The sequence below is a fragment of the Pantoea sp. RIT-PI-b genome, assembly GCF_001187905.1.
Lineage (GTDB): Bacteria > Pseudomonadota > Gammaproteobacteria > Enterobacterales > Enterobacteriaceae > Pantoea > Pantoea nemavictus.
Window position 1 is genome coordinate 123,797 of sequence record NZ_LGIS01000012.1, and the last position, 22,512, is coordinate 146,308.

20 protein-coding genes are annotated in these 22,512 nt (G+C 55.2%); 13 read left to right on the forward strand and 7 right to left on the reverse strand.

The window, feature by feature from the left end; all coding sequences use genetic code 11:
• The first annotated feature begins 4 nt into the window (after nucleotides 1-4).
• The 6 genes from phoB to proY all read left to right on the forward strand — a co-directional run bounded on the left by phoB (nucleotide 5) and on the right by proY (nucleotide 7,454).
• Nucleotides 5-694: a phosphate response regulator transcription factor PhoB gene (gene phoB / locus AC790_RS02280; protein ID WP_007887040.1), complete on the forward strand. Its 690-nt coding sequence runs from the start codon at nucleotides 5-7 to the stop codon at nucleotides 692-694.
• 20 nt (nucleotides 695-714) lie between these two features.
• Complete coding sequence (phoR, locus tag AC790_RS02285) at nucleotides 715-2,025, forward strand: phosphate regulon sensor histidine kinase PhoR (protein ID WP_007887039.1); 1,311 nt, start codon at nucleotides 715-717, stop codon at nucleotides 2,023-2,025.
• Nucleotides 2,026-2,111: 86 nt separating this feature from the next.
• Nucleotides 2,112-3,038 (forward strand): PstS family phosphate ABC transporter substrate-binding protein, encoded by a 927-nt coding sequence (locus AC790_RS02290; RefSeq protein WP_049850801.1) that lies wholly within the window; start codon nucleotides 2,112-2,114, stop codon nucleotides 3,036-3,038.
• 167 nt (nucleotides 3,039-3,205) lie between these two features.
• The gene (locus tag AC790_RS02295) at nucleotides 3,206-4,309 is read left to right on the forward strand and encodes a cobalamin-independent methionine synthase II family protein (RefSeq protein ID WP_007887036.1); all 1,104 of its coding nucleotides are present in this window, start codon (nucleotides 3,206-3,208) and stop codon (nucleotides 4,307-4,309) included.
• A 402-nt stretch (nucleotides 4,310-4,711) separates the two neighbouring features.
• The gene (gene brnQ, locus AC790_RS02300) at nucleotides 4,712-6,031 is read left to right on the forward strand and encodes a branched-chain amino acid transporter carrier protein BrnQ (RefSeq protein WP_007887035.1); all 1,320 of its coding nucleotides are present in this window, start codon (nucleotides 4,712-4,714) and stop codon (nucleotides 6,029-6,031) included.
• A 67-nt stretch (nucleotides 6,032-6,098) separates the two neighbouring features.
• On the forward strand, nucleotides 6,099-7,454 hold the full coding sequence (gene proY / locus AC790_RS02305) for a proline-specific permease ProY (protein ID WP_007887034.1): 1,356 nt from the start codon (nucleotides 6,099-6,101) through the stop codon (nucleotides 7,452-7,454).
• A gap of 74 nt (nucleotides 7,455-7,528) precedes the next feature.
• Here the strand turns inward: proY and AC790_RS02310 are convergent, their stop codons facing one another.
• From AC790_RS02310 to AC790_RS02330, 5 genes are all read right to left on the reverse strand, one after another.
• Nucleotides 7,529-9,481 carry an acyltransferase family protein gene (locus tag AC790_RS02310; protein ID WP_049850802.1) on the reverse strand — a complete coding sequence of 651 codons (1,953 nt, stop codon included), beginning with the start codon at nucleotides 9,479-9,481 and terminating at the stop codon, nucleotides 7,529-7,531.
• Between the two features lie 292 nt (nucleotides 9,482-9,773).
• Entirely contained in the window at nucleotides 9,774-11,018 is a 1,245-nt protein-coding gene (locus AC790_RS02315) for a histidine-type phosphatase (protein ID WP_049850803.1), read from the reverse strand.
• A complete protein-coding gene (locus tag AC790_RS02320; protein WP_007887028.1) occupies nucleotides 11,015-11,824 on the reverse strand; it encodes an inositol monophosphatase in 810 nt (269 codons plus the stop codon). The genes AC790_RS02315 and AC790_RS02320 overlap by 4 nt, the downstream gene beginning before the upstream one ends.
• A 190-nt stretch (nucleotides 11,825-12,014) precedes the next feature.
• On the reverse strand, nucleotides 12,015-13,265 hold the full coding sequence (locus AC790_RS02325) for a mechanosensitive ion channel family protein (RefSeq protein WP_007887026.1): 1,251 nt from the start codon (nucleotides 13,263-13,265) through the stop codon (nucleotides 12,015-12,017).
• A gap of 92 nt (nucleotides 13,266-13,357) precedes the next feature.
• Nucleotides 13,358-13,939: an ACP phosphodiesterase gene (locus tag AC790_RS02330; protein WP_049850804.1), complete on the reverse strand. Its 582-nt coding sequence runs from the start codon at nucleotides 13,937-13,939 to the stop codon at nucleotides 13,358-13,360.
• Nucleotides 13,940-14,166: 227 nt separating this feature from the next.
• Between AC790_RS02330 and queA the strand changes: the two genes are divergently transcribed.
• The 5 genes from queA to secF are packed head-to-tail and all read left to right on the forward strand — an operon-like array spanning nucleotide 14,167 to nucleotide 19,603.
• Nucleotides 14,167-15,237: a tRNA preQ1(34) S-adenosylmethionine ribosyltransferase-isomerase QueA gene (queA, locus tag AC790_RS02335; RefSeq protein ID WP_049850805.1), complete on the forward strand. Its 1,071-nt coding sequence runs from the start codon at nucleotides 14,167-14,169 to the stop codon at nucleotides 15,235-15,237.
• Nucleotides 15,238-15,269: 32 nt separating this feature from the next.
• Entirely contained in the window at nucleotides 15,270-16,394 is a 1,125-nt protein-coding gene (gene tgt / locus AC790_RS02340; protein ID WP_007887022.1) for a tRNA guanosine(34) transglycosylase Tgt, read from the forward strand.
• Between the two features lie 24 nt (nucleotides 16,395-16,418).
• Nucleotides 16,419-16,751 (forward strand): preprotein translocase subunit YajC, encoded by a 333-nt coding sequence (gene yajC, locus AC790_RS02345; RefSeq protein WP_007887021.1) that lies wholly within the window; start codon nucleotides 16,419-16,421, stop codon nucleotides 16,749-16,751.
• Between the two features lie 25 nt (nucleotides 16,752-16,776).
• Nucleotides 16,777-18,624, forward strand: coding sequence for a protein translocase subunit SecD (gene secD, locus AC790_RS02350; protein ID WP_072093387.1), 1,848 nt, complete (start codon nucleotides 16,777-16,779; stop codon nucleotides 18,622-18,624).
• A gap of 10 nt (nucleotides 18,625-18,634) precedes the next feature.
• A complete protein-coding gene (gene secF, locus AC790_RS02355; protein WP_007887019.1) occupies nucleotides 18,635-19,603 on the forward strand; it encodes a protein translocase subunit SecF in 969 nt (322 codons plus the stop codon).
• A 58-nt stretch (nucleotides 19,604-19,661) separates the two neighbouring features.
• Here the strand turns inward: secF and AC790_RS02360 are convergent, their stop codons facing one another.
• Nucleotides 19,662-20,225, reverse strand: coding sequence for a DUF3251 domain-containing protein (locus tag AC790_RS02360; protein ID WP_007887017.1), 564 nt, complete (start codon nucleotides 20,223-20,225; stop codon nucleotides 19,662-19,664).
• 14 nt (nucleotides 20,226-20,239) lie between these two features.
• The gene (gene lysM, locus AC790_RS02365) at nucleotides 20,240-20,677 is read right to left on the reverse strand and encodes a peptidoglycan-binding protein LysM (protein WP_007887016.1); all 438 of its coding nucleotides are present in this window, start codon (nucleotides 20,675-20,677) and stop codon (nucleotides 20,240-20,242) included.
• A 203-nt stretch (nucleotides 20,678-20,880) separates the two neighbouring features.
• On the opposite strand from lysM, the gene nrdR reads away from it, so the two are divergent.
• Both nrdR and ribD read left to right on the forward strand, forming a co-directional pair.
• On the forward strand, nucleotides 20,881-21,330 hold the full coding sequence (gene nrdR, locus AC790_RS02370) for a transcriptional regulator NrdR (protein WP_007887015.1): 450 nt from the start codon (nucleotides 20,881-20,883) through the stop codon (nucleotides 21,328-21,330).
• 3 nt (nucleotides 21,331-21,333) lie between these two features.
• Entirely contained in the window at nucleotides 21,334-22,437 is a 1,104-nt protein-coding gene (ribD, locus tag AC790_RS02375) for a bifunctional diaminohydroxyphosphoribosylaminopyrimidine deaminase/5-amino-6-(5-phosphoribosylamino)uracil reductase RibD (RefSeq protein WP_007887009.1), read from the forward strand.
• The last annotated feature ends 75 nt before the right edge of the window (nucleotides 22,438-22,512 follow it).

Genomic DNA, 22,512 nt, shown 5'->3' on the forward strand with positions numbered 1-22,512 from the left:
TACAATGGCTAAGCGCATTTTGGTTGTGGAAGACGAAGCTCCCATCCGTGAAATGTTATGTTTCGTGCTGGAACAGAATGATTACCAGCCTATTGAGGCGGAAGATTATGACAGCGCGATTGGTAAGCTGATCGAACCCTGGCCTGATTTAATTCTGCTGGACTGGATGTTGCCCGGTGGCAGCGGGATTCAGTTTATCAAGCATTTGAAGCGCGAAGCCATGACGCGCGACATCCCGGTGATGATGCTGACCGCGCGCGGTGAAGAAGAGGATCGCGTACGCGGTCTGGAAGTGGGCGCGGATGATTACATTACCAAGCCGTTTTCACCGAAAGAGCTGATGGCACGCATTAAAGCGGTGATGCGCCGTATTTCACCGATGGCGGTGGAAGAGGTGATTGAGATGCAGGGTTTGAGCCTCGATCCTTCGTCGCATCGCGTGATGTCCGAAACCACACCGCTGGAGATGGGGCCGACCGAATATAAATTGCTGCACTTCTTTATGACGCATCCGGAACGCGTTTACAGCCGCGAGCAGCTGCTGAACCACGTCTGGGGCACCAATGTGTATGTCGAAGATCGCACCGTTGACGTGCATATTCGCCGTTTACGCAAAGCGCTGGAGCTGACCGGCCACGATCGCATGGTTCAAACCGTTCGCGGAACAGGGTATCGTTTCTCTGCCCGCTACTAATCGTAAACGGAGTTTTTACCGTGCTGGAACGACTCTCCTGGAAGAGACTGTTGACCGAGCTGGCGCTGGTCTGTTTACCTGCGCTGGTGCTCGGTCTGTTGTTCGGCTATCTGCCGTGGTTGCTGCTGATTGCGGTGACCGGTGTGATGTTTTGGCACTTCAAAAACCTGATGCGTCTGTCGCACTGGCTGTGGGTCGATCGTTCGATGACGCCGCCAACCGGACGCGGCAGCTGGGAACCGCTGTTTTACGGTTTGTATCAGATGCAGCTGCGCAATCGGCGCCGTCGCCGGGAGCTGGGCAATCTGATCAAACGTTTCCGCAGCGGCGCTGAATCGCTGCCGGATGCGGTGGTGCTGACCACCGAAGAGGGCACCATTTTCTGGTGTAATGGTTTGGCGCAGCAGCATCTCGGCTTGCGTTGGCCGGAGGATAACGGCCAGAACATCCTGAACCTACTGCGTTATCCTGAATTCTCCCGCTATATCCGCCAGCGTAAATTTGATACGCCGCTAACGCAGATCCTCAATAATCAGCATCATATGGAATTCCGCGTCATGCCTTACAGCGAAGGGCAGTGGCTGATGGTGGCGCGTGATGTCACCCAGATGCACCAGCTAGAGGGCGCGCGACGTAATTTCTTCGCCAACGTCAGTCATGAACTGCGCACGCCGCTCACTGTGCTGCAGGGTTATCTGGAAATGATGGATGATTCGGTGATGAACGAGCGCACGCGCAGTAAAGCGTTGCACACCATGCAGGAGCAGACGCGGCGCATGGACAGCCTGGTGAAGCAACTGCTGACCTTGTCACGTATCGAAGCGGCACCGGCCATCGACCTGAAAGAGACGGTGGATGTACCGGGCATGCTGCTGCTGCTGCAGCGTGAAGCGGAAACGCTGAGCCAGGGACGCCACACCATCCATTTCCATACCGATCCGCATCTCAAAGTGTTCGGCAATGATGAACAGTTGCGCAGCGCCATTTCCAACCTGGTTTACAACGCGGTGAATCACACGCCGGAGGGCACGCGCATCGACATCAGCTGGCTGCGCACCCAACAAGGCGCGCAGTTTAAAGTGTGTGATGACGGACCCGGCATCAGCGAGCAGCACTTGCCGCGCCTGACCGAACGCTTCTATCGGGTAGATAAAGCGCGCTCACGCGCCACCGGCGGCAGCGGATTAGGGCTGGCGATTGTGAAACATGCGCTTGGCCATCACAACGCGCGGTTGGAGATCACCAGCGTGCCGCATCAGGAAACCTGTTTCAGTTTTCTTCTGCCGCCACGGTTGATTGTGGCTAACGTGATTCAAGAGCGAGTTAACTAAGGTTTGCACGACGTAGCGGCGCAATTTATTGCGCGATAAATCGTGCCGCGACAGAATAGACGTCTTAATGAATTGCGGAATCACTGATGAAATCGCTGTTGCTCTCCTGCTTGCTGCTTTGCTCTGCTCTAGCGCACGGCCAACAAACTATGCTGACCGGCAATTTGAGCAGCGTCGGCTCGGATACGCTGGGTTATTTGATGACCTTGTGGGGCGAGGATTTCAGCCGCCAGTCACCGGGCGTTAATGTTCAGGTACAGGCGGCGGGATCCTCAACCGCACCCACCGCACTGGCGGCCGGTGCCGCGCAGCTGGGCGCGATGAGCCGCCCGATGCAGATCGACGAACGTCAACTCTTTATCGCCCGCTACGGCTATCCGCCGCTGGCGGTGCCGGTGGCGATGGATGCGCTGGTGGTGGTGGTCAATCAGGACAATCCACTGCCGCGCATCGCGCCGCAACAACTCGATGCTCTGTTTTCCATTACCCGGCTGTGTGGCGCGCAGCAGGTGCCGCAGCATTGGGGCGATCTTGGCCTGAAGGCTAGCCAGTGGGCGACGCGCAGCATTCAGCGCTATGGCCGCAACTCGGCGTCGGGAACATGGGGCTTCTTTAAGCAGCAGGCGCTGTGTAAAGGCGATTTCCGTGCCGACGTCGCCGAATTTCCAGGTTCTGCTGCGGTGGTACAAGCGGTTGCCGCCACGCCTAACAGCATCGGTTACGCCAGTTTTGGCTTTCATCTCAGCGGGGTGAAGATGCTGCCGGTGGTGATAGCAGACGGCGACAGCGTGATGCCGGATGCCGAATCGATCCGCAGTGGCCGCTATCCCTGGTCGCGTCCGCTCTATATCTACGTCAATAAAGCGCCCGGCAAACCGTTGCCGCCGCTGGTCAGTGCTTTCCTGCATCAGGTGCTGTCGCCTCAGGGACAGCGACGGGTGAGCGAAGCCGGTTATCTCCCGTTATCGGATAACCAGATGGCACAAGCGCGTGCCGCTATTGAGGGAAATTGAAGAACGTGCATCTGATCATGAACTTCCTTCATGTGATCTGAATTTTCTTCTATTGCCGAAGAGGTAACAGCGTGGCATTCTTCTCGGACATATAGCCATCCAGATGGCTAAAAATAACCAGCCGAAATTATACCCTGACGCAACTATGCGCTCAGCCAGGAGAGAAGATGTCACGTCATTCCCCATTCCGTGCCGATACCGTTGGCAGTTTCCTGCGTCCCGCCGCCATTAAACAGGCGCGCGAGCAGTTCGCGAAAGGCGATATCAATGCTGACCAGCTGCGTCAGGTTGAAGATCGCGAAATCCGTCACGTTGTCGAGCAGCAGCGCGCCAACGGTCTGCAGATCGTTACCGATGGTGAGTTCCGTCGTGCCTGGTGGCACTTCGATTTCTTCGGCGATCTGCATGGCGTAGAGCTGTTCGAAGCCGATCAGGGCATTCAGTTCAACGGCGTACAGACCAAAGCGCACGGCGTGAAAGTCACGGGTAAAGTGGCCTTCAACCCGAATCACCCGATGCTCGATCACTTCCGCTTCCTGCAAAGCATTGCCGGTGATGCGGTGGCGAAGATGACGATTCCAAGCCCAAGCGTGCTGCACTTCCGCGGTGGCCGTAAGGTGATTGATGCGACGGTTTATCCCGATCTGAAAGCGTATTTTGCCGATCTGGCGCAAACCTATAAAGACGCCATCAAGGCGTTTTATGATGCGGGCTGCCGCTATCTGCAACTGGATGACACGGTGTGGGCCTACCTGTGCTCAAGCGATCAGCAGCAGCAGATCCGCGAGCGTGGCGAAGATCCGCAGGAACTGGCGCGCATCTATGCTGAGGTGCTGAATACGGCGCTGGAGGGGAAACCTGCCGATCTGACCGTGGGTCTGCATGTGTGTCGCGGTAACTTCCGTTCTACCTGGATTTCCGAAGGTGGCTATGAGCCGGTTGCGGAAGTGCTGTTTGGCGGCGTGAATATCGACGCCTTCTACCTTGAGTACGACAACGAGCGCTCAGGTGGCTTCGAGCCGCTGCGCTTCCTTAAGCCGGGTCATCAGCAGGTGGTGCTGGGTCTGATCACTACTAAAACCGGTGAGCTGGAAGATGCGGAGCAGGTTAAAGCTCGTCTGCAGGAAGCTGCGCAGTACGTGAGTCTCGATCAAATTTGCCTGAGCCCGCAGTGTGGCTTTGCCTCCACCGAAGAGGGCAACAGCCTGAGCGAAGAGCAGCAGTGGCAGAAGATTCGTCTGGTAGTCGAGATAGCAAGAACCGTCTGGTAATGCTGTAAACCTGAACAAACAGGCGCGTAAATCGCGCCTTTTGTGCATCTTCAGGCCAGATCATGCAAAGAGATCTCTCGTGCTGAGGAAACTTTTAGCAAATCATCTGGGGTGTTTTCCCGCTATTCCGCCGTGATTCACTGCTTTATCCCGCTATCCTGTTATATCCTTCTGGTTTTCCGATCCCGTATTGCCTTTCTTCGCTATAAACGTTCTAATTTGCGCCGTTGTCGATTTATCCCTCTGCGAACAGAAGAAAAGTAGTTTAAATCACCTGCGCTTTAGCGATTTGGCCCGCATAACCCGCTGGTCTTGCCTGATAAGCCCTTGTTTTAGCGCATCCAGAGGACAACACGAACCCAACTTCCACCGCAACATCAGCTACAGGCAGTACAGAAGTTTATGACACATCGTTTAACCTCGAAGGATATCCTGGCGCTGGGCTTTATGACGTTTGCCCTGTTCGTTGGCGCAGGAAACATTATCTTCCCACCGATGGTGGGCATTCAGTCTGGCGAACACGTTTGGGTAGCTGCATTCGGCTTCCTGATTACGGCTGTTGGTCTGCCAGTGATTACCGTTATCGCGCTGGCACGCGTCGGCGGCGGTATTGATGCGTTGAGCTCACCGATTGGCAAAGCCGCCGGTTTGCTACTGGCAACCGTCTGTTACCTGGCTGTTGGCCCGCTGTTTGCCACGCCGCGTACCGCAACCGTCTCCTTCGCCGTGGGCATTGCCCCGCTGACCGGTGATGGCGCGCTGCCGCTGTTTATCTACAGCCTGATTTACTTCGCGCTGGTGATCGGCATCTCCCTTTATCCGGGCAAACTGCTGGATACCGTAGGCCATTTCCTCGCACCGCTGAAAATTTTTGCGCTGATTGTGCTCGGCGTGGCCGTGCTGATCTGGCCGGCTGGCGGCGTGTCGCCGGCAACCGATGAGTATCAGCGTGCGGCCTTCTCTAGCGGTTTCGTCAATGGTTACTTAACCATGGATACGCTGGGTGCCCTGGTGTTCGGTATCGTCATCGTTAACGCAGCGCGTTCACGCGGTGTGGAAGATGCGAAATTGCTGACGCGCTACACCATGCTGGCCGGTATCATCGCCGGGGTGGGCTTGACGCTGATCTACCTGACGTTGTTCAAACTGGGCAATGACAGCGGTGCATTGGTGGCACAGAGCGCCAACGGTGCCGAGATTCTGCATGCTTATGTGCAGCAGACCTTCGGCGGCATGGGCAGCTTCTTCCTTGCGGCGCTGATTTTTGTGGCCTGCATGGTGACAGCGGTTGGCCTGACCTGCGCCTGTGCGGAATTCTTTGCGCAATACCTGCCGCTGTCGTATAAAGCGCTGGTGTTTATTCTGGGTCTGTTCTCAATGGTGGTGTCGAATCTCGGCCTGAGCCATCTGATTCAGATCTCGATTCCAGTGCTGACGGCGATTTATCCGCCGTGCATCGTGCTGGTGGTGCTGAGCTTTACCCTGAAGTTCTGGAACAAAAGCTCGCGTATCATCGCGCCAACCATGCTGGTTAGCCTGCTGTTTGGTATCGTAGACGCCATCAAAACCACCAGCTTTAAAGATGTGCTGCCGCTGTTCAGTCAGCATCTGCCGCTGGCCGATCAGGGACTCTCCTGGTTGCCGCCATCGCTGGCGATGCTGGTGATTGCCGCGGTGGTGGATCGGGCAAAAGGACGTGAACAGGTCGCTGTGCATCAGTAAGCGATACTGCTGTTAATTCCGACCACGGGCTTGCCCGTGGTTTTTCATTTTCAAGGTACTGAGTGTTATGCAAGAAACCAATAAGCTCAAACGCGGACTGAGCACGCGCCACATCCGTTTTATGGCGCTGGGATCGGCGATTGGAACCGGGCTGTTTTATGGCTCAGCCGATGCCATTAGAATGGCAGGCCCCAGCGTGCTGCTGGCGTACATCATCGGCGGTGCGGTGGCATACATCATCATGCGTGCGCTGGGTGAGATGTCGGTTAACAATCCACAGGCCAGCTCATTCTCGCGCTATGCGCAGGATTATCTCGGCCCGCTGGCAGGTTACATCACCGGCTGGACCTACTGTTTCGAAATCCTGATTGTGGCCATTGCCGACGTGACGGCGTTTGGTATCTATATGGGCGTGTGGTTCCCTGAGGTGCCGCACTGGATTTGGGTGCTGAGCGTGGTGCTGATAATCGGTGCCATCAACCTGATGAGCGTGAAGGTGTTTGGCGAAGTGGAGTTTTGGTTCTCCTTCTTCAAAGTCGCCACCATCATCATCATGATCATCGCCGGCTTCGGCATGATTTTCTGGGGCATCGGCAACGGTGGACAACCGACGGGCATTCACAATTTGTGGACCAACGGTGGCTTCTTCGCGCACGGCATTGTCGGCATGCTGCTTTCGCTGCAGATGGTGATGTTTGCCTACGGCGGCATTGAGATTATCGGTATTACTGCCGGTGAAGCCGAAGATCCGAAGACCTCCATTCCGCGTGCTATCAACTCAGTGCCGATGCGTATTCTGGTGTTCTACGTCGGTACGCTGTTCGTGATTATGTCGATCTATCCGTGGAACCAGGTGGGGACGTCCGGCAGCCCGTTCGTACTCACTTTCCAGCATTTAGGCATTGCTGCAGCGGCATCGATCCTTAACTTCGTGGTGCTGACGGCTTCGTTGTCGGCGATTAACAGCGATGTGTTTGGTGTGGGCCGTATGTTGCACGGTATGGCGCAGCAGGGCCATGCGCCGAAAGTGTTCCAGAAGGTATCCAATCGCGGCATTCCGTGGGTGACGGTTTTAGTGATGATGCTGGCGATGCTGATCGCGGTATATCTTAACTACCTGATGCCGGAAAAAGTGTTCCTGGTCATCGCCTCATTGGCCACCTTTGCCACCGTCTGGGTGTGGATCATGATTCTGCTGTCGCAGATTGCGTTCCGCCGCAAGATTGGTAAACAGGAAGCCGGTAAGTTGCAGTTTGCTATGCCGGGCGGCAGCGCGACCGCGTGGTTCGGCGTGCTGTTCCTGGCGTTCATCATCGGATTGATTGGTTACTTCCCGGATACCCGCGTGTCGCTGTACGTGGGCTTTGCGTGGATTGCGCTGCTGTTGCTGGCGTGGCCGCTGGTGAAAAAGCGTAACAGCTGATGCAGCTAATGCAGGTGCGCGCTTATGCGCACCTGCAACCCGGCGAAGCTGGCTGGCATCACGTCATGCATGTGTTACCAACTCTTCCCTAGCGCAATCTCGCCACCAAATGGGCTTAGGTGATTATTGTCGTAATAGAGCGGCAGGCCTTCGCTGGTGATCATACAACCTTGTTGATTGCACAGATTGTCGCGTAGCGACAGTACGCGCACGCCTTGCTGCTGATAGCTTTTCAACAACGTCTCAACCGCTTCTTCCGGGAACTGGAACAGTTTGGTGCGTTCGCTCAATAGCGGCGGCGCTTCCCATTTCCCGAGCCAGGCGCTCAGCTCACGACGAATCGGCATATTACGGTTATTGCTGAAGCGTAATGGATCGACATCTACCGATGGCGCATCTTCAATCACCGTAACCTTTTTTCCTGCCTGACGCAGCTGTGCCAGCACCTGATCCATACCAAATTTGAGCGCTTCCAGATTACTTTTCTCTGGATGATCGAGCGCGGTAAAGCCAGCACCGGGTAACAGACTCATGCCAGAAGCCCAATAGGCGCTGATCACCACCTCATCAATCTTGTCGCTCAGCACCATCTTCAGCACCTGCTGATTAAAGTTGATGCACTGCTGCGTATGTTTGGGCATTTGGCTCACCACGCGCGTGGCGCCAATCAGGAATGGGCATGAGGCTTTGGTAAGTTGAAACAGCGGCTTGTGTTGTCGCAGCGCGTATCCTGCCACTGAGGTACGCAACGCGGCGGCGTGGCTATCGCCAATCAACGCGATACCGGGACGATCGGTTACGGGATGGCACTCTGCATTCAGCGACGGGAAATTGGCACCGTAATCCAGCAGACACGGATTGCGTTGTGCCGAAATCTTCCATGATTCGCCATTCACCACCATCTCACTCACTCGTGATTTCATGCCGCCGGTTTGCCATAGCAGCACCATCGCGCCGGCAGCAACGATTGAGGAGGCGCAATAACCCGGAATCACCCAGCGCGTGCGGTTGCCAGCCTGACGGAATGGCTGCTCGACGAACCGCCATGACAGCCAGGCAATCGCCAATGCCACGCCGCTGATGGTCAATCCCTGCCACGCGGTGAGCGGATGATCGCTACAGATACGTGCCAGGCTGAGCAGTGGCCAATGCCACAGATACCATGAGTAGGAGATCTTGCCGATAAAGCGCATCGGCGCGTTTTCCAGCAGCCGCTGGTTCAGTTCACCGCGTGCGCCAATCATTAAACACGCCGCGATGACTGGAATAAGCGCCAGCCAGCCGGGAAAGCTATCTTCTTTGCTCAGCAGTAGGCTGGCGGCAACGATCAGCAGCCAGCCGATCACATTGAGCCAATTGGCGCAGCGTCCTTCGAGGGGCTGCGGTTTCCATAACGCCAGCAGCACGCCAGCGCCCAATTCCCAGGCACGTGTCGGCAGCAGATAGAAGGCATGCGTGCTGGCAAAAGGCGTCAGCCAGATGCAGGCCGCCAGCGAAATAAGGCTCAGTACCAGCACCACACCCGCCATGGAGCGTTTCAGGCGAGCTGCCAGCAGCAGAATAAACGGCAGCACGATATAGAATTGTTCTTCGATGCCGAGCGACCAGGTCATCAACAGCGGGTTGAGATCGGCATCACTGCTAAAATAGTCACCGCTTTTCAGCAATAACATATTGGGAACTGAGATAAATACCGCCACGCTGTATTTCGCCAGCTGGCTGAACTCCAGCGGTGAAAGCAGAATAAAGCCAAGCAGCAGTAATATCGCCATCATAAAAAACAGCGCTGGTGCAATGCGGCGAATCCGGCGTAAATAGAATTGATAAAACGAGAATCGTCCTTCAGATATTTCCTTGCTAATGATACCGCCAATTAAAAAACCAGAAATAACAAAAAACAGATCGACGCCAATAAAGCCGCCATGCAGCGTGGTGATGCCAGAGTGGAACAGAACAACCAATATAATAGCGACGGCGCGCAGGCCGTCAATATCCGCACGATAGCGGTGAGAGGTAGTCGCAGTCATAATACGAATCCACGTTAGTATTAATATTTAGGTTTAGAAGAATGAAGTTCGTTTAAAAATAAATCGGCGCGTCCTGTCGCCGAAAAAAACCGCAAAAAGGAGAAAATGAGTATTACTAAGGGATGTTTGACGAATGCAGCATATCCCATTTCTAACCGATTCGGGATGTTGATTGAAAAAAGGAGACAAGTCTCAGCTTGCAATAGGTTATTACTCAAGAACGACGTAAGTAATTTTACCTGAAAGTTAAGCCCGCATTACTTATCGAGCTTAACCTCAGGTGCAACAATTCTTAGAGTTGGGGATACGTTATTGAGGTTAACGCGTGATGATCGATAGCCTGATTAAACTGCTGTAGCGTCGATTGATAAGGACACAGCGTGCCAACATCGGTTACGCGACAATTTTGCTGATGCCACTCTTCACGCAATAGCGCATGAGTTTGATCGATCGGCGTGAGATGGCGCAGATCATCCAGGCTTTGTGCCTGGAAATAGACGCGCAGGAAGCGCGCATTGCTGGTGGTATCGCGCCAGCGTTCAAACACCAGACTGCTACCGGGTGGAATATTACCGCGGGCATAGCCCGGCAACTGCCAGCTAAAATTGATCAGCGTGCGTAGCATGGCGATATTGGTGTCGTGTGCCACCAGCAGTAGCCAGCGCGCGTCGGGCGAGTCAGCGCTGTTGTCTAAACCTTTAACTACCGCATCCAGCAGTATTGAACCACGCCTTTGCGCAATATAAGCAACATCATTACTGAGATCGTAGTTGGCGGTGAGCAGCGGCAGCAGGGCGCTAATCTGTTGTGCGGAGGTAATATTTCCCCATGCCAGCTGGCTAAGCGGCAGGTTTTCGCTCCAGCCAAGCCGCAGCGTTTCTACCATGCTGGCCAGCACGCTCAAACCCTGCACATAGGTATGGCCGCTTTTAGTCTGCTTAAGCTGCCACGGACGATCGAAAAAGGCGCAGTCGGCAGTGCACACCGTTTGCTTCAACTGCTGAATTTCCGGCTGTAAATCATGTTGTAGCTCAGCCAGATTGCCCGCTTTGGCAGATATGGCCGCGTTTTCCTGCGCTGGATCGAGCTGCGCAAACGGCAGTTTGTCGCTCTGGAACAACGGATCGACATCGCCCTCAACCGAGTGGACCTGCACACCGCAGCCGGGGAAGGCGCCGTCCACCAGCGCTGCGGCGGTGGCACGCGTGCGCTGTAGCGGGCTGGCGCGCACGTAAATCTCTCCGGCAGTGGGGCAACCGGCGCGTAACAGACCGAGCTGGCGATAATGTTCGCCTTGCCAGCGGCCTTTATTGACCACCGCCGCATAACCGTGGCCGGTCAACTCACCATCGGCGGTATTCCAGCGCGGCCAGGCGCGTTCCGTCGCCGCTTCGATCTCTTTACGATTACCCGGCGTTGGCGGACGCACGCCGTGGCGGCTAATCTCCACCACTTTTTCCAGCTGATAGCGATCTTCGGCGTGAACCGGTGCGTTTAGCAGCCACAGCAGGCTAGCGATAAACAGGCGAGCAATCATAACGGCAGGTGCGCGGGCAGTAGCGCTTTCAATTGTGGATAAATCACGGCATTCGCCAGCAGCACTGGATTACCGTTCTGCAGGCCGTGATGGGTGAGATAATCGTTAGTGATGCCGCCTGCTTCGCGCATCAGTACAATGCCCGGCAAGCCATCCCACGGATTCATATGCGCTTCGTAATAACCGATCAGTCGACCGGCGGCCGCCCAGGCGCTCATTAAGGCACCCGAGCCATTGCGAATAAACATGCCGCCCTGCGCCAGTAACGCGCCAATAAAGGCGGTAAGTGGCTCAATAGGTTGGCTATTGGAACTGCTGAGGCCGAGCACGCCTTGATCGAGCTGCTGTGCGCTATGCGCCTGGATGCGTTTGTCATTGACCCACGCACCTTTGCCGCGGCAGGCGTGGAAGGTTTCATGGTGGTTGGGATCGCATACCACACCAATCACCGCTTCGTTTTCACAGACAATTGCCAGCGAAACGCACCAGGTGTGCAGGCCGTTAATAAAGCTGCTGGTGCCATCGATCGGATCGATCACCCAGATAAAACGCGCGCCGCTGGTCGCGCCGCCGCTCTCTTCGCCCAGCACCGCATCATCAGGAAAGCGCTCATGGATCAGATGTTTGACTAACTGCTCAACGTTACGATCCGCCTCGCTAACCACATCCTGCAGATCCTTTTTATGCTCAATGACTAACTGATGGCGTTGCTGGTACCAGGATAACGCGCGGCTGGCGGCGGTTTTCGCGACATCGCAGGCGAAGTGATAGCGTGCGTCGAGTTCGGTTAGCGTGGCTGATGACATCTTTCCCTCTTATGATTTTCCGACCGTAGAAGCAACAACAGACGCCCAAAATGGCGCATTGGCTGTGTGACAGACTTAACAAAAGTTAAGAAAGGCTTCATTAAGCCGCAGATGACTGCGGCTGACAAGAGGAGGAGAAGGCCAGCCAGCGAATTTTTATGTTCACTGGCGGCTAAAGCGGCAAGGAAGATTAGCGGCGGGTTCTCACGCCGATTTGGCGCATATCATTGCCGGTTGGCGATTGATGGACGCGCAGACCAAAGGTTGGCAGTACGGCGTAAATATGGTCGAAGATATCTGACTGAATATTTTCATACTCTTTCCACACCGTGGTGCTAGTGAAAACATACACTTCCAGCGGCAGGCCGTTTTCACCCGGCGCTAATTGACGCACCATCAACGTCATCTCCTTATGAATGCGCGGATGTTGCTCCAGCCAGCTTTGTAACCAGACGCGGAAGGTGCCGACGTTGGTTAAGCGGCGGCCATTGAGTGGTGAATCCAAATCACAGCCCAGCTGTGCATTCCATGCGGCAACTTCCTCGCTTTTGCTATTCAGATACGGCGTCAGTAAATGGGCACTTTTCAACTGCTGCATCATGGCATCGTCGAGGAAGGTGATGCTGGTGGTATCGATATGAATGCTGCGTTTGATGCGGCGTCCGCCGGATTCTGACATCCCACGCCAGTTTTTAAACGAGTCTGAAATCAGCGCGTAAGCGGGAATGGTGACGATAGTGTTATCCCAGTTGCGTACTTTTACCGTAGTCAGCGAAATGTCGATCACCGCACCGTCAGCGCCATATTTCGGCATCTCCAGCCAGTCATTCATCTTCAGCATATTATTGGCAGCCAGTTGGATGCCGGCCACCAGACCGAGAATCGGATCTTTGAATACCAGCATCAGCACCGCAGTCATCGCGCCGAGTCCGGTTATCAGGACGCCAGGCGATTTGCCTAATAGCAGCGAGATAATCATGATCACCATTAAAATGGCGGCGATCAATTTCACGCTTTGAATGATACCGCGCAACGGCAATTGCTGTGCCAGCACGCTGTTAACACTGAGCTGCTGCAACAAATCCAGTAGAGAAAACAGCATCAGCAGGGTAAACACCATCATCCACAGCTGCGCGAAAATCAGCAGTGCGCTGTAGAGCTGGCTGCTGTCATGCAGGAATAATTCGGTTTGTAATTTAAATAACACGCCCTGCATTAACCACACGCTACGGCTAAACAGGCGGCTATTAATCAGCGCCTTCGGCCACTGGCGACTGCCGTTTGCGCTGTAACGACGCAATAGCGGCAAAATGGCGCGATGCAGAATTGCATGGGTGAGAAGCGAGATGGCAAAGATAATCGCAATCACGATGCCCAAAGCCATGATGTGCGTGTAATTAAGACCGGCTTCTGCGAGCCAGTTGGCAATAAAATGCTGCATGAGATTTCCCTGGTGTGAACGAAGTGTAAGGTCACGCAGGGTAGGGGATGGGAAATTTCCCGTCCAACAGACGGGTCTTGAAATCTCTGAGACTAAAGTTGTTGCGCGCGCGCGTCGGCCATCAGACGTGGATAGAACTGGAAGAACAGCGGTTCCAGCCGATCATAGTGATCAACAAAATCCTGATAGGAATCGCGTAGCGCGACCAGACGCGGACGACGATGTGCCATGCCGCTTAGCACGCGCGCCAGCCGGGTGGGTTCGGCGTAATGCTCAAACCAGCGCTCGCGCCACATCACCGCATTCAACTCGATAAAGCCTTCCGGCGTGCCCGCCAGCTGCGGCACGATGTCGCGTTCGGCTGCAGCAGTGAACGCCACCAGCGATTGCGTCGGGTGGAATTTTTCCCAGTGCAGCGCGAGGAAGTGATCCCAAATCACATCAAGCGTGATGGGCGCCACGCGGCGCGTTTCGGGGCGAAACAGTTCACGTGCAATACGCACTTCGGGCAGATTATCGGTCAGGACGTCGATGCGGCGATGCATCGCAATGCCCTCCACCACCGGCGCGGGCCATCGCGACTGCACGTTGCCGCGCACGAAGTCGGCCATAAGATTGCCCAGCAGAGAGCTGTTAGCCAGCTGCGCCAGGTGAAGATGAGCGAGAAAGTTCATGGCGCATTATATACACGTCAACCTTCAAGTTACAGGTGCGTTGGCTGCTTTCGCTCACCCGTATCACTGAGTAAAGCAAGCTCATCGGGCTTCTCTCGTGTGCCGCCTGGCATAGCTCGAATTATTTTGTGTATAAGCAGCATCACAGAAGCGCAGCCAGTTGTTCAGAATTTGCCGCTTTTCCGCTAGACTATGCCGCCTGATTTTAAGTCCTGAAGAAGTGAAGCATGCGCGTAGCCGATTTTACCTTTGAGTTGCCAGAATCCTTAATCGCCCACTATCCGCAGGCGCAGCGAAGCGGTTGTCGCTTGCTGTCGCTGGATGGTCCAAGCGGCGCATTAAGCCACGGCGTATTTACTGACGTGATGGATAAGCTCAATCCGGGCGATCTGCTGGTGTTCAACAACACCCGCGTCATTCCTGCGCGCGTTTTTGGCCGTAAAGCCAGCGGCGGGAAAATTGAGATGCTGGTTGAGCGCATGCTGGACGATAAACGCGTGCTGGCGCACGTGCGCGCCTCTAAAGCGCCAAAGCCGGGTGCAGAGTTGCTGCTGGGCGATGACGAAAGCGTTAAAGCGACGATGGTGGCGCGTCATGACACGCTGTTTGAAATTGCCTTCGCAGACGATCGCGCGGTGCTGGATATCCTTAACAGCGTCGGCCACATGCCGCTGCCGCCGTATATCGATCGTCCGGATGAAGATGCCGATCGTGAGCTGTACCAAACCGTGTATGGCGTGCGTCCTGGCGCGGTGGCTGCGCCAACCGCCGGTCTGCACTTTGACGAACCGCTGCTGGAGGCGCTGAAAGCCAAAGGCGTTGAGATGGCTTTTGTCACGCTGCACGTCGGTGCTGGCACCTTCCAGCCGGTGCGCGTGGAAACCATCGAAGATCACATCATGCATGCTGAATACGCCGAAGTGCCGCAGGATGTGGTGGATGCCGTGCTGGCGTGTAAAGCGCGCGGCAACAAAGTGGTCGCCGTCGGCACCACTTCAGTGCGTTCGCTGGAGAGCGCCGCAAAGGCCAGCCAGGACGCGCTGATTGCGCCATTCTTCGATGACACACAGATTTTCATCTATCCCGGCTATCACTATCAGGTGATCGATGCGCTGATCACCAATTTCCACCTGCCGGAATCGACCCTGATTATGCTGGTCTCGGCTTTTGCCGGTTATCAGCACACCATGGCGGCTTATCGCAGCGCGGTGGCAGAGCAGTACCGTTTCTTTAGCTACGGGGATGCGATGTACATCACCCGTAATCCACAAGCACCTGACGAAAGCGTCGGTGCATAAAAAAGTCAGACTGTCTTTCTGATGAGGTTAATGTGAAATTTGAATTAGATACTACCGACGGGCGCGCGCGCCGTGGCCGTCTGGTCTTTGATCGTGGCGTAGTGGAAACCCCGGCGTTTATGCCGGTAGGCACCTACGGCACCGTTAAAGGCATGACGCCGGAAGAAGTGAAAGAGACCGGTGCGCAGATCCTGCTCGGCAACACCTTCCACCTGTGGCTGCGCCCGGGTCAGGAGATCATGAAGCTGCACGGCGATCTGCATGATTTCATGAACTGGCAGGGGCCGATCCTCACCGATTCCGGCGGCTTCCAGGTGTTCAGCCTTGGCGACATCCGCAAGATCACCGAAGCGGGCGTGCATTTCCGTAACCCAATCAACGGCGATCCGATTTTCCTCGATCCGGAAAAATCGATGGAGATTCAGTTCGATCTCGGCTCTGACGTGGTGATGATTTTCGACGAATGTACGCCCTATCCCGCCGATTGGGATTACGCCAAGCGTTCAATGGAGATGTCTCTGCGCTGGGCAAAACGCAGCCGCGATCGTTTTGATGAGCTGGGTAATAAAAATGCGCTGTTCGGTATTATTCAGGGCGGTGTTTACGAAGATTTACGAGATGTCTCCGTTAAAGGTCTGGTAGAGATTGGCTTTGATGGGTACGCTGTGGGCGGCCTGGCGGTGGGTGAACCTAAAGAGGACATGCACCGAATCCTGGAGCACGTCTGTCCGCAAATTCCGCAAGACAAACCGCGTTATTTGATGGGCGTCGGCAAGCCAGAAGATCTGGTGGAAGGCGTTCGCCGCGGTATCGATATGTTTGACTGCGTTATGCCTACGCGCAATGCGCGTAACGGTCATCTGTTTGTTACCGATGGCGTGGTGAAAATCCGTAATGCCCGGTATAAAGATGACACCGCAACGCTGGATGCTGAGTGTGATTGTTACACCTGTCGCAATTATAGCCGCGCCTACTTGCATCATCTTGATCGCTGTAACGAAATACTGGGCGCACGCCTGAATACAATTCACAATCTGCGCTATTACCAGCGTTTGATGGCAGGTTTACGCAATGCCATCGAAGAGGGTAAATTAGAGCACTTTGTTAGCGAGTTCTACCAACGGACGGGGAAGGCGGTTCCTCCGCTGAACGTCTGATAATTCATCAATGAGGGAAATTTAATGAGCTTTTTCATTTCTGACGCCGTAGCCGCAGCAGGCGCACCGTCTCAGGGAAGTCCGTATTCTCTGGTGATCATGCTGGTGGTATTTGGTCTGATCTTCTACTTCATGATTCTGCGTCCGCAGCAGAAGCGTACCAAAGATCACAAGAAGCTGATGGATTCCATCTCTAAAGGTGATGAAGTGCTGACCAGCGGTGGCTTAGTTGGACGTGTGACCAAAGTGTCAGAAACTGGCTATGTTTCTATTGCCCTGAACGACACCACTGAAGTAGTTGTTAAACGTGATTTCGTGGCCGCCGTTCTGCCGAAAGGTACTTTGAAGGCGCTGTAATTTTTTCTTCCCGAAGGGAACTGCCGTGTTAAACCGTTATCCTTTGTGGAAGTACATCATGCTGGTCGTCGTGATTCTCGTCGGCCTGCTCTATGCGCTTCCTAACCTTTATGGTGAGGATCCGGCCGTTCAGATCACTGGTGCGCGCGGTGGCGCCGCCAGTGAGCAAACGTTGGATCAGATCCAGACCGTATTAAAACAAGACAATATCGAGAGCAAATCCCTCGCTCTGGAAAATGGTGCCATCCTGGCCCGCTTTGCGACGCAGGATGTGCAGCTGCGCGCCCGTGATGCCATCACGACGGCACTGGGCGAAGATTACGTTGTGGCACTTAACCTTGCGCCGGCAACGCCACGCTGGTTGAGCATGCTGGCCGCGGAACCGATGAAACTCGGTCTTGATCTGCGCGGCGGCGTTCACTTCCTGATGGAAGTCGACATGGATACCGCGCTGGGCAAACTGCAAGAGCAGAATGCCGACAGCCTGCGCAGCGACCTGCGCGACAAAAGCATTCCGTATACCACCGTTAATAAAATCGCGAACTATGGCGTAGAAGTGCGTTTCCGTGATGGCGCCAGCCGTGACGCGGCAATCAGCTACTTGTCTACTCGCCATCGCGATCTGGTGATCTCAAGCCAGAGCAGCGATGCGCTGCGTGCGGTCATGAGCGATGCACGCCTGAGCGAAGCGCGTGAATATGCGGTGCAGCAAAACATCACCATTCTGCGTAACCGTGTGAACCAGCTTGGCGTGGCCGAACCGTTGGTGCAGCGTCAGGGTTCTGACCGCATCGTGGTAGAGCTGCCGGGTATTCAGGACACCGCGCGCGCCAAAGAGATTTTGGGCGCAACCGCAACGCTGGAGTTCCGTCTGGTTAACACCAGCGTGGATCCAACCGCTGCGGCCAGCGGCCGTGTTCCGGGCGATTCGGAAGTGAAGAAAACGCGCGAAGGGCAGCCCGTGGTGCTGTACAAGCGTGTGATTCTGACCGGTGACCACATCACCGATTCCACCTCCAGCATGGATGAGTACAACCAGCCGCAGGTGAACATTTCACTGGATGGCGCCGGTGGCAACATGATGTCGAACTTCACCAAGGACAACATCGGTAAGCCGATGGCGACCCTGTTTGTGGAGTACAAAGACAGCGGTAAGAAAGATGCCAACGGCCGTTCGATTCTGGTGAAACAGGAAGAAGTGATTAACGTGGCGAACATTCAGTCGCGCCTCGGTAACAGCTTCCGTATCACCGGCATCAACAATCCAAACGAAGCACGTCAGCTGTCGCTGCTGCTGCGCGCGGGTGCGTTGATTGCGCCAATCCAGATTGTTGAAGAGCGCACCATCGGCCCAACCATGGGTCAGCAGAACATCACACAAGGCCTCGAAGCCTGCCTGTGGGGTTTGATTGCGTCGATCATCTTTATGGTGGTGTTCTACAAGAAGTTTGGTCTTATCGCTACCAGCGCACTGCTGTGTAACCTGGTGCTGATTGTCGGCATCATGTCACTGCTGCCAGGCGCGACGCTCACCATGCCGGGTATTGCCGGTATTGTGTTGACGCTGGCGGTTGCGGTCGATGCTAACGTGTTGATTAACGAACGTATTAAAGAAGAGTTGCGTAACGGACGCTCGGTACAGCAGGCGATTCATGAAGGCTATAAAGGCGCCTTCTCCAGTATCGTCGACGCCAACGTCACCACGCTGATTAAAGTCATCATTCTTTATGCGGTCGGTACCGGTTCAATCAAAGGCTTTGCGATTACCACGGCTATCGGTATCGCAACCTCAATGTTTACCGCTATCGTCGGCACCCGTGCCATCGTTAACCTGGTGTACGGCGGCAAACGCATCAACAAGCTGTCTATCTGAGGAGTGCGTTGTGGCACAGGAATATAGTATTGAGCAGCTAAACCACGGGCGTAAAGTCGTCGACTTTATGCGCTGGGATCGGCTGGCTTTCATCATCTCCGGTCTGCTGATTGTGGCATCTATCGCCATTATCGGTGTGCGAGGCTTCAACTGGGGCCTCGACTTTACCGGCGGAACGGTGATAGAGATTAACCTGGAAAAACCGGCGGATCTCGATGCGCTGCGCGAAGGTTTAGTGAAGGCGGGCTTTGAAGAGCCGCTGGTGCAGAACTTTGGTAGCAGCCGCGATGTGATGGTGCGTATGCCACCGGCCACCGGCAATGCAGGCACGGAGCTGGGTAACAAAGTTGTGGCATCCATCAGCCAGACCACCCAGCAGAACGCCACCGTGAAGCGTATTGAGTTCGTTGGCCCAAGCGTGGGAAGCGATCTGGCGCAGGCGGGTGCGATGGCACTGCTGTCGGCGCTGATTGCGATTCTGATCTACATCGGCTTCCGCTTTGAGTGGCGTCTGGCGCTTGGTACCGTACTGGCGCTGGCGCACGATGTGATCATCACCTGCGGTATTCTGTCGCTGGCGCATGTCGAAATCGATCTGACCATTGTCGCTTCACTGATGTCGGTAATTGGTTACTCGCTTAACGATAAGATCGTGGTTTCCGACCGTATTCGTGAGAACTTCCGCAAGATTCGCCGCGGTTCCTCTTACGACATCACTAACGTGTCGCTGACTCAAACGCTGAGCCGTACGTTGATCACCTCCATCACTACGCTGGCGATGATCATGATTCTGTTCGTGTTTGGTGGTGCGTTGCTGAAAGGCTTCTCACTGACCATGCTGATTGGTGTCACCATCGGTACCATTTCATCAATTTATGTCTCTTCAGCGCTGGCGCTGAAACTCGGCATGAAGCGTGAACATATGCTGGTGCAGAAAGTGGAAAAAGAGGGCGCAGATCAGCCTTCGATTCTGCCGTAATGCTGCGTTAGAAAGTAAACGGGCTGCCAATGGCAGCCCGTTTTTTTATGCCTGTCGATCAGGGCGTGGTTTTGTGGGTAGCGGGACTCTCAACATCGTGCACGCGCACGTAGCCGAGCTGTTCTGGCGCTAAGCCGCTCAGCCGCAGCGGCACGGTCACCGTACTGCGTGGCATTAAGCTGGCAGGCACCTCGATGGTCTGGCTCAGGCTTCCCGCATTAAGCGGTTTGCCGCTGGCCGGATCCATCTCGCCCCAGACTACGGTGGCACTCAGCGCCGGAATCGGCTGATCATCGGTGGAACGGATATTCAGATTGGCGCGACTGCCGCCCGCTTCACCCGCCACCTGCGAGAGCGACAAACGCACTTTACCCAGCTGCGTCTGAAGCTCCACCGGCGTATTGGCTTGTGGCAACAACCACGCGCCTTGGGTGGACTGGCTGTTCAGCTGTCCCTGAATTTCCAGCGCCGTTGCCTGATTGGTCAGCTTGCGCATCTGCTGATTAAGCTGACTCACTTCCTGGTGCAACTCTTTGACCTGCGGTGAAACCGGCGTTGAACTGCAACCACTGAGTACCAGCAAAGAGAGTGCTGCTGGTGCCCAAAACGTCCTGATCGTCATGCAATGTCCTTTCTTTATTCGGGAATACGTAAAACCTGGCCAGGGTAAATCTTATCAGGATGCGTCAGCATTGGCTTGTTCGCCTCGAAAATCTTGTTGTATTGATTGGGATTTCCGTAGACCTCTTTCGATACCGCACTCAGGGTATCGCCTTTTTTTACGGTGTAGAACTTCGCGGGCGTGGCGGAATCGCTGGTGGTGACCTTGTCATCCACTTTGGTGATCCCCGCGACGTTACCCGCAGCCACCAGGATTTTCTCCTTCAGCTCCTGAGAAATGCCGTCGCCGGTAACCGTAACGGTATCGCCTTTAACATCCACCTTCACCTTATCGCTGTCAGGTAAGCCGAGCTTGTTGATGTGATCCTGCAATTTCTTACTGGCATCGTCGCCGCCACTCACGGCATCCCACAGTTTTTCTCCAGCTTCTTTCACGAAATCGAACAGACCCATACATCCTCCAGATAATTATGGTGTGCCGCCTTGCTGACGGCTCTCTAAGCGTAGTGGTTTTTTGCGTGCGGGCATGTAGGGGATGTCTTGCATTTGGCTTAACGTCACAAACTGCGATTCACACATTATGTGCCACACACATACATTTTGTGTCGTGATCGCGCTACACTGTGTGGCCTATTTATCTCGCATCAGGAAGCCTCATGCATTGCCCATTCTGCTCCGCTGTGGACACCAAAGTGATTGATTCTCGTCTGGTTAGTGAAGGATCGTCGGTGCGTCGCCGTCGTCAGTGTTTGGACTGTCATGAGCGTTTTACCACCTTTGAAGTGGCCGAACTGGTGATGCCGCGCGTGGTGAAAAGCAACGATGTGCGCGAACCCTTCAATGAAGATAAGCTCAGCAGCGGCATGATCAAGGCTCTCGAAAAACGCCCAGTGAGCGCTGATGCGGTGGAAAGTGCGGTAAATCACATAAAAACCCAGCTGCGTGCCACCGGCGAGCGTGAAGTGCCGAGCGCGCTGATCGGCAATCTGGTGATGGATGAGCTGAAAAAGCTCGATAAAGTGGCCTACATTCGCTTTGCTTCGGTTTATCGCAGCTTTGAAGATATTCGCGATTTTGGTGAAGAGATCGCCCGCTTACAGGACTAATCCATGACTGACGAACGCTACATGGCGCGCGCGCTGGAACTGGCGCGCCGCGGACGCTTTACCACTACACCGAACCCCAACGTTGGCTGTGTGATTGTGCGCGAGGGCGAGATTGTCGGCGAAGGCTGGCATCAGCGCGCGGGCGAACCGCATGCTGAAGTGCACGCGCTGCGTATGGCGGGTGAACGCGCCAGAGGCGCAACCGCCTATGTCACGCTCGAACCCTGCAGTCATCATGGACGCACACCGCCGTGTTGCGATGCGCTGATTGCCGCCGGCGTGACGCGCGTGGTTGCCGCGATGCAGGATCCCAATCCGCAGGTGGCGGGACGTGGCCTGTATCGTTTACAGCAGGCGGGTATCGAGGTGAGTCACGGTCTGATGATGAGCGAAGCGGAGGCGTTGAATCGCGGTTTTCTGAAACGCATGCGTACCGGATTCCCGTGGATCCAGCTGAAACTCGGCGCATCCCTTGATGGACGCACCGCGATGGCGAACGGCGAAAGTCAGTGGATCACCTCGGCAGCCGCAAGGCGCGATGTGCAACGGCTGCGCGCCCAGAGTTCAGCTATCCTTAGCACCAGTGCCACCGTATTAGCGGATAATCCGTCGCTGACGGTGCGCTGGGGTGAACTGAGCGCCGATGTGCGTGCGCAACTTGATGAAGCCCAGTTGCGTCAGCCGGTACGCGTAGTGATTGATAGCCAACAGCGCGTCACGCCGCAGCATAGTTTGATCGGCCAGCCAGGCGAAACCTGGTTGATGCGCAGTGAACCCGATCAGCAAGCGTGGCCCGCCAGCGTCACACAAATTGCGGTACCGCAGCGTGGTGAACAGCTCGACCTGGTGGCGATGATGATGTTGCTCGGCCAGCGACAGATCAACAGCGTTTGGGTGGAAGCGGGCGCCAGTTTAGCGGGCGCACTGCTGCAAGCCGGGCTGGTGGATGAGCTGATCGTCTACATGGCGCCGAAGCTGCTGGGAAACACCGCGCGCGGCCTGTGCGCGCTGCCGGGATTAGAACAACTGGCAGATGCGCCCGCCCTGAATTTTAGCGACGTCCGCCTGGTTGGCGAAGACCTGCGCCTGACGCTGACTCCGCGTTGAAAACGCGCGGAAAAGCCTGAGCGCGTCGCCAAAGAGTATGATAGAATCCGCCCCCTTCTGCGGGGCCATAAAACA